Origin of the sequence: Pseudoalteromonas sp. SG43-3 (assembly GCF_014164385.1) — a bacterium.
In the GTDB taxonomy this organism is placed as follows: Bacteria; Pseudomonadota; Gammaproteobacteria; order Enterobacterales; family Alteromonadaceae; genus Pseudoalteromonas; species Pseudoalteromonas distincta.
In genome coordinates this window covers 1-13,865 of the sequence record NZ_JACJFC010000011.1, presented here as the reverse complement: position 1 = coordinate 13,865, position 13,865 = coordinate 1, and the positions used below count along the sequence as shown (strand labels likewise).

The 13,865-nt window shown below is 37.2% G+C and carries 13 protein-coding genes and 1 pseudogene; 10 read left to right on the top strand and 4 right to left on the bottom strand.

The features are described 5' to 3' along the window. The first annotated feature begins 19 nt into the window (after nucleotides 1-19). The 4 genes from H5157_RS11715 to H5157_RS11700 all read left to right on the top strand — a co-directional run bounded on the left by H5157_RS11715 (nucleotide 20) and on the right by H5157_RS11700 (nucleotide 7,665). A complete protein-coding gene (locus H5157_RS11715; protein WP_182724723.1) occupies nucleotides 20-2,716 on the top strand; it encodes a TonB-dependent receptor domain-containing protein in 2,697 nt (898 codons plus the stop codon). 203 nt (nucleotides 2,717-2,919) lie between these two features. Next, the gene (gene asd / locus H5157_RS11710) at nucleotides 2,920-4,059 is read left to right on the top strand and encodes an aspartate-semialdehyde dehydrogenase (protein ID WP_182724722.1); all 1,140 of its coding nucleotides are present in this window, start codon (nucleotides 2,920-2,922) and stop codon (nucleotides 4,057-4,059) included. Between the two features lie 338 nt (nucleotides 4,060-4,397). Next, entirely contained in the window at nucleotides 4,398-6,287 is a 1,890-nt protein-coding gene (locus H5157_RS11705) for a bifunctional diguanylate cyclase/phosphodiesterase (RefSeq protein WP_220496843.1), read from the top strand. Between the two features lie 229 nt (nucleotides 6,288-6,516). Then, on the top strand, nucleotides 6,517-7,665 hold the full coding sequence (locus tag H5157_RS11700; RefSeq protein WP_182724720.1) for a DUF748 domain-containing protein: 1,149 nt from the start codon (nucleotides 6,517-6,519) through the stop codon (nucleotides 7,663-7,665). A gap of 83 nt (nucleotides 7,666-7,748) precedes the next feature. Here the strand turns inward: H5157_RS11700 and H5157_RS11695 are convergent, their stop codons facing one another. Continuing rightward, nucleotides 7,749-8,555 carry an ion transporter gene (locus H5157_RS11695; RefSeq protein ID WP_182724719.1) on the bottom strand — a complete coding sequence of 269 codons (807 nt, stop codon included), beginning with the start codon at nucleotides 8,553-8,555 and terminating at the stop codon, nucleotides 7,749-7,751. Between the two features lie 100 nt (nucleotides 8,556-8,655). Between H5157_RS11695 and H5157_RS11690 the strand changes: the two genes are divergently transcribed. The 5 genes from H5157_RS11690 (at nucleotide 8,656) to H5157_RS11670 (ending at nucleotide 10,844) form a co-directional block, all read left to right on the top strand. Continuing rightward, nucleotides 8,656-8,868, top strand: a complete 213-nt coding sequence (locus H5157_RS11690; protein WP_004334789.1) for a hypothetical protein — start codon at nucleotides 8,656-8,658, stop codon at nucleotides 8,866-8,868. A gap of 15 nt (nucleotides 8,869-8,883) precedes the next feature. After that, a complete protein-coding gene (locus tag H5157_RS11685; protein WP_182724718.1) occupies nucleotides 8,884-9,165 on the top strand; it encodes a hypothetical protein in 282 nt (93 codons plus the stop codon). A 68-nt stretch (nucleotides 9,166-9,233) separates the two neighbouring features. After that, complete coding sequence (locus tag H5157_RS11680; protein WP_004334795.1) at nucleotides 9,234-9,425, top strand: YwbE family protein; 192 nt, start codon at nucleotides 9,234-9,236, stop codon at nucleotides 9,423-9,425. Continuing rightward, on the top strand, nucleotides 9,425-9,943 hold the full coding sequence (locus tag H5157_RS11675; protein WP_024598177.1) for a DUF4240 domain-containing protein: 519 nt from the start codon (nucleotides 9,425-9,427) through the stop codon (nucleotides 9,941-9,943). The genes H5157_RS11680 and H5157_RS11675 overlap by 1 nt, the downstream gene beginning before the upstream one ends. 439 nt (nucleotides 9,944-10,382) lie before the next feature. After that, nucleotides 10,383-10,844: a hypothetical protein gene (locus tag H5157_RS11670; protein WP_004334802.1), complete on the top strand. Its 462-nt coding sequence runs from the start codon at nucleotides 10,383-10,385 to the stop codon at nucleotides 10,842-10,844. Between the two features lie 27 nt (nucleotides 10,845-10,871). Here the strand turns inward: H5157_RS11670 and H5157_RS11665 are convergent, their stop codons facing one another. The 3 genes from H5157_RS11665 to H5157_RS11655 all read right to left on the bottom strand — a co-directional run bounded on the left by H5157_RS11665 (nucleotide 10,872) and on the right by H5157_RS11655 (nucleotide 13,033). Then, nucleotides 10,872-12,131 carry a Y-family DNA polymerase gene (locus H5157_RS11665; protein WP_182724717.1) on the bottom strand — a complete coding sequence of 420 codons (1,260 nt, stop codon included), beginning with the start codon at nucleotides 12,129-12,131 and terminating at the stop codon, nucleotides 10,872-10,874. Then, entirely contained in the window at nucleotides 12,119-12,532 is a 414-nt protein-coding gene (locus H5157_RS11660; RefSeq protein ID WP_004334808.1) for a S24 family peptidase, read from the bottom strand. Before H5157_RS11660 ends, H5157_RS11665 begins: the two co-directional genes overlap by 13 nt. An 81-nt stretch (nucleotides 12,533-12,613) precedes the next feature. Continuing rightward, complete coding sequence (locus H5157_RS11655) at nucleotides 12,614-13,033, bottom strand: MarR family winged helix-turn-helix transcriptional regulator (RefSeq protein WP_024597583.1); 420 nt, start codon at nucleotides 13,031-13,033, stop codon at nucleotides 12,614-12,616. A gap of 204 nt (nucleotides 13,034-13,237) precedes the next feature. On the opposite strand from H5157_RS11655, the pseudogene H5157_RS11650 reads away from it, so the two are divergent. Further along, a pseudogene (locus H5157_RS11650) lies at nucleotides 13,238-13,747 on the top strand (siderophore-interacting protein); the annotation flags it as partial. Nucleotides 13,748-13,865: the final 118 nt, after the last annotated feature.

The window sequence follows — 13,865 nt, the reverse complement described above, 5'->3', positions numbered from 1 at the left end:
TTTGTTTCGGAGTATAAAAATGAAATCTTTTAAACCCTCTTCTCTTGTTCTATGTAAACTAAATTGCGCAGTTATGGCTGCAATTATGGGGCTATCAGTAAACACAGCTATAGCAGCCGAAGCCGAAGAGCAAGAAATAGAAGAAGTAGTTGCTGTTGGCCAGCGACTAAAAGGTAGTGCAGGCGCAGTACTACAAGAGCGTCAAAATCAGGCATTTGTTGCTGATATTATGGGTGCTGATCAAATATCACGCACAGGTGATGGCGATGCAGCTTCAGCGCTTCGTCGTGTGACTGGTTTAACCTTAGTCGATGGTAAATATATTTATGTTCGTGGTTTGGGTGAGCGTTATTCAAGTACCCAACTTAATAGCATGTATGTTCCAAGCCCAGATCCCACTCGATCAGTTGTTCCACTGGATTTATTTCCATCGGATATTATTGAAAGCTTAAGTGTGCAGAAATCGTTTTCTCCTGATATGCCAGCGCATTTTGGTGGTGGTAATGTAAATATACGCACCAAATCTATTCCTTCTGATTTTTTGTTTAAAATACAGTTAGGTACTTCATATAACACCTCTAACAGTGACACCGGTTATTTTTACAGTGGTGGTGATGATGATTGGATGGGGCGCGATGATGGTACACGTGCTTTACCTTCATTAATTTCTACAGCGCTTAAAAGTGATGCAGGACTTGAAGGTGACAGCAGTACTACGCTTGAGCAGCGTCAAGCGCTCCTACAATCTCTAGATTGGCAAGTTGGACCTACTGAGAAAGACGTTGATCCAGGCATGAATTTTTCAGTAGCACTAGGTGATAGGTTTGAGTCTGAAGTAGGTACTTTTGGCGTTCTTGCAGCTGTTTCCTATGACAATGAATGGGAAGTAGTTAAAGAGCAAAGCGGTACAAATTTAGGTAGTTTGGGCTGCGAAGACAAATGTTTTGCACAAACTTATGATGGCATATCTACTGAACAAACCGTTCGTTGGAGTGGCACATTAAATTTAGGTTATGAATTTAATAATAACCATAAATTTGAACTAACGAATATAGCTCTTCATGATATGAGTGACAGAGTGCGTAATCGTGACTTTTTCGATGCTAACGAGTCTGAAGAAGGTGTTACTGAGTTACGCCGTGTTGACGTTATGTATGAAGAGCGTGAAATGTTCTCTACGCAGCTCAAAGGGACGCATAATTTTCCTGAATTAGAAAATTTATTTTTTGATTGGTATGCAGGTACAAGCCGCGCCAACAGGGATGCTCCAGGTGCGTTAGATGTTGTTTTTCAAACTAACTTAAATGATGGTGTATTTGAATCAGAGCAGTTACAAGATGTTGCTGCTACTAACGTAACGCGTGATTATCAAACTTTGCATGATGACGTAGATACGTATGGTTGGAATATGGGCATCCCGTTTTATGGTGATGGCTATGAGTTAGAGCTTAAGGTGGGTGGCGATTTTTCTGAAAAAAAACGTGATGCAAGTAATATTCAATTTGGTATTACGCACCGTGGTATAACAGATGAATATACATTTGGCTCAAACATAGACCAAATTTTTTCTGACGAAAATTTAGCTAATAGTGAGTTTTATACAAGTATTACAGGCTCTGGTATTTTTGATGATGGTACCGCAGATGGTGATAAGTACAGCGCTGCACATAAGTTAGACGCTTATTATTTTATGGCCGACTTTTTCTACGAAAACACATGGCGTATAACCGGTGGTATTCGTTGGGAAGACTTTTCTCAAATATCAGTGCCTTTTCAGGCTCATACTAATTTCTTTGATGGAACAATTGAAGAAGTGAGCGAAGTTGCAATAAAAGAAGATAACTTTTTTCCTTCTTTAGCAATTACTTATATTATGGATGAAGAAATGCAGTTTCGCTTAAACTTAAGTGAAACGACGATTCGCCCAGATATGCGTGATGTAAGCTCAACTTATTATGTTGACCCACTAACAGAGTTTTTAGTCCGAGGCTCGCCTACACTTCAAAGCTCTAAGCTAAAAAATGCTGACTTTAGGTTTGAGTGGTACATGCCTTCAGGAAACAATCTATCAGTTGCTTTGTTTTATAAAGATATTGAAAACCCAATTGAAATGGTTGAGTTAGCGGGTGTTGGTGGAGCTGCTCCGCAATTACTAACAGCAAATGCGCAGTCGGGTGAACTAGCAGGTATTGAGGTAGACTTTTTAACTGACTTTAGTTTTATTCATAATGATTTATCTGCCATATTTTTATCAGGTAACGTTACTCTATCGGATTCAAGTGTTGAGCTTGGCATAAACGATGCTGATGGGGTTGATTCATTATTTGAACAACAACTAAAAGAGGCGTTGGAAGCTGACTCTGTTTCTAACATTGTTACTAATAATAAACGTCGTTTAGTTGGTCATTCTGAATGGGTAGCAAACTTACAAATGGGTTATGACTCTGCTGATGGTTTTCATTCTACCTCAGTTGTTTATAACGTGTTTGGGCCGCGCATAATCGTACCAGGTACGCGTGGTAACGAAGACGCAGAAGAAAAGTCATTTCATTCTCTTGATTTAGTTTATTCTTACTTCCCTAACTTTAATACTAAAGTTAATTTTAAAGTTAAAAATATACTTGGCCAAGAAAAAGAAATTGAACAAGAAAACTTAACACTTTGGCGTCAAGAAGAAGGCACTGAGTTTAGTTTAAGCTTTAGCTACGAGTTTTAATTTTCTACCCAAGGAAGGGGGATATAATAAAACCTAATTACCTATTAGCCCTGTATTTAATACAGGGCTTTTTTATGACTATGAAAAATATTTAAGTTCTACTTTATTCACTAGTTTTAGCGCGCTGGTGGTGTTATTTTGACGTTAATGAAAATTAAATCTCACGCAATGAATTTAATTTTTAATGTATTAAGGCATCTTTTATGAATCAAACAGTGGAACAAACAATGAAAAAAGTAGGATTAGCCGGTTGGCGTGGCATGGTTGGCTCTGTGTTATTAGAACGTATGCAGCAGCAAAGTGATTTTGCCCATATCGACACCACCTTTTTCACCACCTCACAAGCGGGTCAACTAGGCCCTAATATAGCAGGCGACGCAAAACCATTGCTAGATGCAAGTGACATTAGCGAACTTGCTAAAATGGATATTATTGTTACTTGCCAAGGCGGTGACTACACCAATGCGGTATATCCAAAATTACGCGAGTCGGGTTGGGATGGTTACTGGATTGATGCAGCTTCAGCACTGCGTATGAGTGAGGACAGCATAATAGTGCTAGATCCCGTAAACAAAGATGTTATTGAACAAGGCTTAGAGCAAGGCGTTAAAACGTTTGTTGGCGGTAACTGTACAGTATCGCTAATGCTACTTGCACTAGGTGGTTTGTTTGAGCAAGACCTAATTGAATGGGTAAGCCCAATGACTTACCAAGCAGCCTCTGGTGCTGGTGCACGAAATATGAAAGAGCTTATTGCACAAATGGGCGCTATTCATGCAAGTGTTGCTGAGCAATTAGATAACCCAAGTTCTGCTATTTTAGAAATTGATAAAATAGTCAGTCAAACAATGGCGTCAAATGACTTACCACAAGACCAATTTGGTGTGCCACTAGCGGGCAGTTTAATCCCGTGGATTGACGTACCTATGCCAAGCGGTCAGTCTAAAGAAGAATGGAAAGCGCAAGTAGAAGCCAATAAAATTTTAGGCTCTTCTAAGCAACCAGTGCCAATTGATGGTTTATGTGTTCGTATTGGCGCTATGCGTTGTCATTCACAAGCGATGACTATTAAATTACGTGAAGATATTAGCGTAGAAAAAATTGAAGAAATTTTAGCGTCTCATAATGAGTGGGTTAAGGTAATTCCAAACGAGCGTGAAATTAGTGCCACAGACTTAACACCGGTTAAAGTAACGGGCACTTTAAGCATTCCTGTTGGGCGTATTCGTAAATTAGCTATGGGACCAAAATACATTAGCGCATTTACAGTTGGCGATCAGCTTTTATGGGGCGCGGCAGAGCCACTTCGTCGTATGCTACGCATAATTGTTGATGGTGAGTAATACCAATTCGCAATAATACTTAATCAATTTGAGGGGTTAAATCTGACGTTAACTACGTTAAATATTTCTGATATAGAACAACTAAATAACGAAATTTTTGCCTTGTTATCGACACGATTTTCTTCCCTCAAAATAGATCACTTAATTAAGCGAATTGGTATAATATATAATCAGTATTAACAAAAGGGGTTGGCAATTTGCCAGCCCTTTTTAGTTTAATGGCTTATAAAACCGCTTAAGAGGCTAAAACAATACTTTTTTATGAATGTTCACTTTTGTTTATTATTGAACTTAAGTAAACTGTTTACATTGTGCAACAGCCTATTCAAGTAACATTAATGACCTCTCACACAAATAACTTTGCCAATAAGCGATTAGCATTTGTTAGCTCCTATTTTAGTTCTGCAATTGCTATAAACACGGTTGTTTCTTGTTTTCTTATTTTTAGCAGTATTAACCACAGCGCCTCGCAAGAAAAACTTTATTGGCTTTTTACGTTATCATTTATTTCATTACTTCGAATAGCAAGCCATGTATTTGTTAACAACACCCATGCTTTTAAATATCATCTGTATTTTATAGGTTTATTATTAACGGCTTTAACATGGGCTGCTTTTCCTATTTTGTTTTATGAAAACATGCAAATGCAGGAAAAATTTGTATCATTGGTTGTTTTTAGCTCCCTTGCTGGTGGAGGCGTTAATGTTTTAGCTTCAGATATTCGTTCCTCCTTGTCGTATATAACCTGCTTATTGGTTCCTTTTAGTATTTTATTACTTTTACAGCCTATTGAAGATGAGAATGTACTAGGTGTTTTAGGGCTCGTTTTATGGTTTATTTTGTGTTTTATAACGGCTTCACGTAGTGCAAAAGATGTAAAGTCATCAATTAATAACGAACTTAAGTTAGATCAATTTATTGAAAACTTAGAAAACGAAGTGCAACTTTGTACCGAACAAATAATTTCTTTAGAGCAAAAAGACAACCTAACTAAATTGTTTAACAGGGGGAGCTTTGTTTCTAATGTTGAACTTGATTTAGCCAATCAAAATGATGATATTAAAGCTGTTTTATTTTTAGATATGGATGACTTTAAAATCATCAACGATAAATACGGTCACGATTTTGGTGATTTTGTACTGGCTCAAACAGGTAAACGATTAGTTGAAACACAAACCCAAGGCGACTTTATTGCTTGTCGATGGGGAGGTGATGAGTTTATTTTTTATTCTCGCACTAACACCGAAGACGAACTTTTTGACTGTGTTTTTAGATTAGTTAAAACCTTAACGAAAACAGTAAGCATGGACAGCTATCAAGTAAATCCCTCTTTTAAGGTTGGGCTGTATTTTACGCGCGAAAATTTTAATCTTGCAGAGGCGATTAAATACGCTGATGTAGCTATGTATGAAGGTAAGAAAAGCCGTAATGAAATATCGGTATTTGACGAGCGAATGCATGAATCGCTTAAAAGAGAAGAAGTACTTCGCAGCTCAATTAAAGAGTGCGTAGAAAAAGGTGACTTTCATCTGTGCTATCAACCTATTGTTGATATAAGCACAAATGAAATAACTACGTTTGAAGTACTACTTCGTTGGCAGTTTAATGATGAATTTATTCCCCCTTCAGAATTTATAGATATTGCAGAGCGATATGGAAAAATTAATATACTCGGCGAATTTGTACTAGAGCAAGCTATTGCGAGCTTAAGTAGGCTAAATGCCGTAAATAGTAATATTGGATTGTCGATTAATGTGTCGGTGTTGCAACTAGAAAACCATAACTTTTTAGATTTTTTAGTTGCGCTTTTAAATAGATACGCAGTTAAACCATACAATGTGCATTTAGAAATAACAGAAACAGTCATGATTAAAAATTTACCGTATTTGTCTAAAGTGATTACGGCCATAAAAAATACTGGAGTGCATATTTCTATTGATGACTTTGGTACTGGGTTTTCTTCTATATCGGTTTTAAAAGAGCTATCAGTTGATTACATTAAAATAGACAAATCTTATATTGATAATATTTGTGAGTGCTCAAAAGATAAAAGTATTGTTTCTGCGGTAACTAACATGTCGCATATGATTGGTTGCCAAGTAATAGCGGAGGGCGTAGAAAACTCCGCTCAGTTAACGTTATTACAAAGCTTAGAAATTGATAAATACCAAGGTTTTATATTCAATAAACCAGTTAGATTTGATCAAGCACTATCCTTGATATATTAAAGGTACTCGCTGTTTTTATTTAGTTAAGCATTGCTGCATAAACCCAATTTTTTGTAGTAATCTTAAATTGGTATAACCTTTGCTGTTAATACTTAAATTAGCCACTTTAACTTCACTTAGGCTATTAACGATGTATTTTAAATACGATTTACGTAGTCTTATTACAATTTTGCGTAATTCTTACATGTTTAAAATGCTCATTTGAAAGTATTAGGTAAAGGAAATTACAATGAGCTCGGTTTCTAATGTATTTCATAGCAAATGGTTTAACTCATTAGCGGTTATTTTATTAGTCCTTATTATTGCCAGAATAGCCGCACCTTATGCGCTTCAGCAGTATGTAAATTATCAGCTAAAACATACGCAAGGTGTTACGGGGCATGTTGGTGATGTAGATTTGTTTTTATATCGCGGTGCCTACGCGATTGACGACGTTGAAATTTACGCTGTTGATGCAACTTCAGCTCCTAAGCCTTTACTGAGTATTCAAACTCTCGATTTTTCACTTGCGTGGTCAGCCCTTTTAAAAGGGAATTTAGTCACAAATATGGCTTTTACGCGTCCTGAGATAGTTATTTACGATAAAGACCCCAATGCTTCTGAGCAAAATCAACAAGTAAAAGATGAAACCACTTGGGTGGGGCTGGCGAATGACTTAGTACTGTTTTCTATTGATACCTTAATAATTGAGCAAGGCAAGTTAACCTTAGTTAACTCAACCAATAGCGGTGAAAAACCCACTTTTATATCAAATATTAATGCCAAAATTGAAAATATAACGAATGCGCAAAACCTATCAAAAACACTTGTGACTAGTCTAAACGTAGAGGGGGCGTTAATGGGGGAGGCCGCATTAAAACTTGATGGCAAACTAGACCCTTTTAGCAAACACGCTAATTTTGATTTTAACGCAGAGGTACAGCGCTTCTCAGTTAAAAATCTCGACACTGTATTTAAAGTGTATACACCCTTTGATATTGAAGCGGGGGGCATTGATGGCGCAATGGAACTTGTGGCTAAAGATAATAACTTAAATGGCTATGTAAAAGCGGGTGTTCAAAACCTGAGTGTATTTTCTTGGCGAGAAGATATAGAAAAAGATGATGACGGTATCTTTACTGCTATATTTGAAGGCAGTGTAGATTTACTGGGCTCTATACTTGAAAACGATGAGTCTAAACTTGTTGCTGCACGCATTCCTATAGAGGGGCAATTAGATAATACGGATGTTTCGACTTTTCAAGCCGTTATTTCGGTTTTAAAAAATGCTTTTTTTGATGCGTTTAAAATGAAAGTGGATAATGTTATTTCTTTTGAAGCTCCTAAGAGTGATGAATCTTTAAGTAATAAAAGTAATAAAAGTAATAAAAGTAATTAATGTATTTATATTTCCCAAATTAAACGTTTAACTCAAAGTAACACCAACATCATTGATGTTGGTGTTACTTGGTTTAGAGGTTTCTATTTGTCTTTACTTAATAGCGCTTTAAGCTCTGCAATTTGAAGTTGTAGCTCATTTACCTGACCTTGTGTTGCAGGTAGAGAATCGTTATCCGCAAGCTCTTCTCGGGCATTTCGGTGCTCCTCACTCATTACTTCTAAAATCGCACCTACCATCATGTTTAAAAATACAAATGCAGTTAAGAATATAAACGTAAGGTAATATATCCAGCTTAATTCGTACACCGCCATTGTTTCGTACATTATGTCGGTCCAATCTTCAAACGTTGCTATTCTAAACAAGGTAAGCATTGATATTGAGACGTCTTGCCAAAGTACGGGATTGATTTCAGCAAACATCATGCTACCCATTGCAGCGTATATATAAAAAATAACAAACATTAATAGGGCTATATAACCCATTTGTGGAATGGCTTTAAGCAATGAGTTAACCAATAAGCGCAGCTCTGGGATCATCGAAACCAATCGTAACACTCTAAATATGCGCAACAGCCTAGCTATTAACATTGTAGAGCCAGCAGCAGGGTATAAACTGCCCAATACTATGATAGTGTCAAATATATTCCATCCCTTAGAAAAGAAGTCTTTAATGCCTTTGCTTGCAACAAAGCGAATTATTAGTTCAATTAAAAAGAATGCAGTAATGCCAACATCCATCCAATTTAGAGCAAGCTCTACGGTAGGATGTAGTGAGTAAGTGTGTGCACCTACTGTAAGGGCAGAAACAATAATTACAGCTATAACAAATGATTGAAATATCTTGCTTTTGTCTATACGCTGAAACAACTTTTGTAACTGCGACATCATAGTAATAGATCCTTTGGATATTAAGATTTTATGGCGCTAATATACAATAGTATCGTAATAATTTAACGCTTTTTCGATATAGAAAGTGTAAGGAAATTTAATGTTTATCAATAAACTAAAAAGCAGCGCATTACTTATTATTGGATCATGTGTTTTGGCTGGTTGCAGCTCTGATGCACGTTTTCATGAATTACAATCGGCGCGCCTTGATGAGTGTAACTATAAAGCTGACAAAGAATATTACGAATGCCTAGATAAACAAGACTCTAACTACGAAGAGTTTAAAAAACAGCAACAAGCCCAGACTAAATAAGTAACCTTTATATTTATGACTAAAACTCAAAAACAGCGCGATAAGCAAATTCGCTTAGCGCTTACTAATGCATGCGAAGCAATAAAAGAAATGGTAATTGGTTTTGATTATCTAACGCATACAGTTGATTTAAATAACGAAGTAAACACGTTAAAAGTACAATGCTATTTTAATGATGATATAGCCCTTGAAAGTGCAAAACCGCAACTTAACGAATTAACAAATATAATACTCAAAGAGCTTACTAGTATTAAGTTGAACGCAAAACCAGCACAGATTTCATTTTCCGCCAATTAACAGAGCTTTTGTTGGTTTGATAGCACATGGACGTTATAATTAGATAAATTATTTTTAGGGTTTAAATTATGGCTGTTCCTTCGCGTTCGCAAATTTCACCAGGTACCACAGTAAATATTGTATTAAAAGAAGATCAACGCAGCGGCACATTAACTGAGGGTGTGGTTGAGCGCCTTTTAACAAAATCACCAAATCACCCACACGGCATTAAAGTACGTTTAGAAGATGGTCAAGTTGGCCGAGTAAAAGAGATTTTATAATGGCAGCGTTAACAGAACAGGCTTTTTGGGAATTAGTAACAACGCCTGATTTAGGGCTCGATCCGCAAAGTGTGAGCGATAACCTAAAAACTAAACTTAATGATTTAAGCGATCAACACCTTATTGATTTTGATAAGCATTTTGGCATACATATGCGCAAGTGTTTTACCTGGGATTTATTTGGTGCCGCTTTTGTGATGGCTGGATGTAACGACGATTACGGTTTTAGTGAGTTTAGATGTTGGTTAATTTCGCGTGGTAAAACAGTTTTCGAAAACGCTTTAGAAAATGCTGATTCGTTAGCGCAGTGTACACCTGTTTATTACTTAAATGAGCAGCCTTACCCGTATATTGATGAGTATGATTTAATAGCCGGTTTATTATTTGAAGAACGCAGCGAAGACGAATTACCGTTTATTCCATCAGGCAGCGATGAACCCAAAGGCAAACGTTTTAAAGACAAACCTAAGTTTTTAAAGCAAAGCTACCCTTTATTATTTGCAAAGTACTGGCAATAAAATAAATAGTAATTTGTGCGCTATTTAAACAATTTAATGAGTTTAATTTCCCTACAAGTAAGCGCATTGATATAAATCGTTTTGTTGTTTAAGTACGTATTAACTAAAGTACTTAACAGCAAAATGGTTTGTAATGCAGTATCTAGGATGAATCTTTGTGGATTTAAATGTGTTCAATCTAAGGGATTTATTTGTGGCACGAGGTTTGTAACCTAATGGGATCGGTAATTGCTCTTGCGTTATCTTACTGGCTTACACACATGTAAGAATCAGTAATAGTCGAGCAAAACTCCCTTAGCTGCTCGTGTCTTAGTTCCTGAATACGACTTCTCTCCTTTTATAGTAAATCTCTGTTATAGTTGTTAAAAGTTATAAAAGCTAAGTGATTAGGCATTTTGCTATTATTTAACACGCTGACTCACGAGGATACACCCACGAAATGAAATATTTAACACTCGCTTTATTAACTGTCGCTTTTACAAGTGCAAATGCTTTTTCTGAGCCGAGTAATAAAACACGATTTATACCGCTTTTAAAGTCAAAATTGGGAGCCTACGAAGTTGTGTCGAGCAACTCAGGGTTATGCGTTAACAGCAATTTGAGTTTGACAGATGAAAGTGATTTAAGTGCTGGTTTTAAACTTGGTGAGCAAATTGTATTTGGATCGCTCCACAATGGTACCCGAACCATTAAAAAACCAAACTTTTGCTTTATAACCAGCACGCTTAAATATAAAAGTGATGGCCTTGAAAACGGCTTAAGAATGAGCCGTTGTGAAAGCCCTGCAAACGAAAAAACAATCAGTCAAAGTATCAAATTTTTAGCTGATAACACACTCAAATACACATTGAGCGAACCCAATGTAGAGTGCACATTTAAAAAAGCAGATGAGAGTAAATAAAGCATCTAGTAAGTAGTAAGTAGCAAATCATTCGCAGTATATTTTAGGGATATCGCGCCAACGCGTAGTGTACTGCGGCGACAAAAAATCACGGTTCATGTGCCACCGGTCATTTAATTTACTACTTGCAAGGCTTAGCATTCCTTTTCCGTATCGATTGTTAATTGTGTCTAAGCATTGCATAAGTTTTGGATTATCAGGGCTTTTATTAAATAAGTCATTTTGCTGAAACTGTTCTGATATTAGCTCTACCGCACCCACACCACATTTATAAAACCGTATACCGGGTTGGTAAATCTTATTAAATACCTCAGATACAGCATTAGCCATCACGCAGGTGTCGTTAGTGGGTGAGGGGAACTTATACACAAAAGACTTTTTATAATATCTATTTTCGTGCGCGCCACTGGCTGCAAAAATATAAAGCTGGTGAGTGAGCGAGTGTTGCGCTCTTAGTTTATTAGCCACTGTGGTTACATGGTTAATTAGCGCTGTTTTAAGTGCTGTTGGCTCACATATGCGCTCTCCAAAACTACGGGTCGAATAAATCTCCCGCTTGTCTTGTCGTACATCATCCCAGTTTAAACATGCTATTCCGTTAAGCTCGCTTACTGTGCGTTCAACAACCACACTAAATGCACGGCGCATTGCTCTAGGGTTTTGCTGAGCAAGATCCCAGGCGGTGTGTATATTCATTATTTTAAGTTTTTTAGCTAGCCGCCGGCCTATCCCCCACACATCTTCGCAGCTCATTCTTTGTAAAATAGCTTGGCGAGTTTGTTCGCTATTTATTACTGCTACACCATTAAAACCACTGAGCTTTTTAGCGGCATGGTTAGCGGCTTTTGCTAAAGTAGGGGTCGGGCCAAAACCAACACCTACAGGTAGCTTTGTTTCGCGCCATACTGTGCGCCTTATTGTATGACCGTATTCATGCCAGTCTTTAATTAATGATGTGTAGCCATCAAAGTGCAAAAACGATTCATCAATACTGTATATGTGCTGTGTATCGCAAAAGCGAGCGATGATATTCATCATTTTGTCGCTTAAATCAGCATAAAGCTCGTAATTGCTAGAGCGAATAACAACGTTGTTTTGCTCAAGTAAATGCTTAACTTTAAAGTACGGGCCAAATTTAGGAATATTTAAGCGCCGAGCAATAGGGCAAATAGCGCATACACAGCCATCGTTATTGGTAAGTACAACCACGGGTTTTGATCGAATAGCAGGGTCGAATACTTTTTCGGCGCTGGCATAAAACGACACAGCATCAACTAAGGCATACATTTTAGTAACTCTGGGCTTTGCCTGTGCATTCTTATTGATAGCGTTACTACGCCTTCGAGCTGAAACTCGTCTGCAGAGGTTAGTTGTACAGGCTTATGTAAAGAAGAAGCTGAAAGCAGCCGCGCATTGGTTTTATCAAGCAGCTTGCATACAAAAAGACCATTTAAGTTAGCAACAATAACGTCACCATTTTCTGCAGGCTCTGCACGGTCGATAACTAATAAGTCCCCTTCAAAAATTCCGACTTCTTGCATAGAGTTACCCGATGCTAGGCCAATAAAGGTAGCATTTGGGTGCTTTATTAAAAGCTCATCAAGGGTTACACCTAGCTCGGTGTACTGCGCTGCGGGCGATTCAAAACCACACACGCCTGCTTCTATATAAATGGGAATGACAAACATAACACAACCTAAAACGCATATACTGTATAAGTGTACAGTATATGCGTTTTGTGTAAGTTATGCCAAGAAATGTATAACCGATCAATCCATATTTTTGATCATTTGCTGTGCGATATCTAAAAAGTCTTTGATTTGCTGAGGTTTTAAGTTTTTACACATTTGATTATTTATTTTCTGCTCTGAGGCTAATAACTTATCAAAAAGAACTTTGCCTTGCTCTGTGAGCGACAAAATAAAGCAGCGCTTATCGTGCTCACTTGCCTGTTTATTTATTAAATTTAAGCCAATAAGATCTTTAATTAAACGTGCTATTTGCGCTTTGTCGCGCTGCGTTTTAGTAACAATATCGTTAGCCGTACAGTTATTTACGTTCGCGATAATATGTATGCAGCGTACGTGCATAGCATTTATACCAAGTTCGCCTGCGTTAATTGCTTCACGAATTGTGACGCGGTAATTTTGCATCAATTCAAACAGCGTATTTGATAAAGGTGTATTCATAAAACTCTCAATGTAGTTGACAAAGTCAATTAACTTGTTATAGTTGATTTTATCAACCAATGGGGCGTTGTGCAATGTCTGCTTTTATAGCAGCTAATTATTATACCAATCTGCTTATATATGGGGTTTATTTAATTTGTTAAATTGATCAAAGATTTATGCAAGTTGGTATTAAAGTCCAAGTTTTGTAAAACGAGGTAATGCATGGGTAAACAAATTCGCAAAGCTAACATATTAAGTACGCAGCAAATCACACCACACCTACAACGCATTGTTGTAGGCTCTGATGATTTTAACGACTTAACCTCACAGCACATTGGTAACTATGTAAAAGTACTGATCCCAAAAAATGGTGAAGTAGATTTTAACTTAAAAACAGCGTGTATGCGATCTTACACAATAAGGCATGTAGATGCACAAACAGGCGCGTTAACACTGGATTTTGTTATAAATATGCACCAAGGTCCGGCAACTGACTGGGCTAAAATTGCAAAAGTAGGTGATGAGGTAGGTATTGCAGGCCCAGGCCCTAAAAAGCTAGATAATTATGGGCATTCGCATTATGTGTTGCTAGGGGATTTAACATCGGTAAATGCAATAAAGGGGTATGCGCAGCAATTACCTTTAACTTCAAAAATTGATGCTTTTGTACATGCGCCCACTGAGCAAGACATTATTGATTTAGAAACAAGCCGCGATATTAATTGGCTTGTATGGATAATAAACCCATAAATTAATTAATACTTTAACCAAGTTCGGGTAATGTGAGGCCCAAGCTTTGGCTGCAACCAAAGCCTTTTATACAGTAGTTCGATTGATTGAAGGCTCCTCT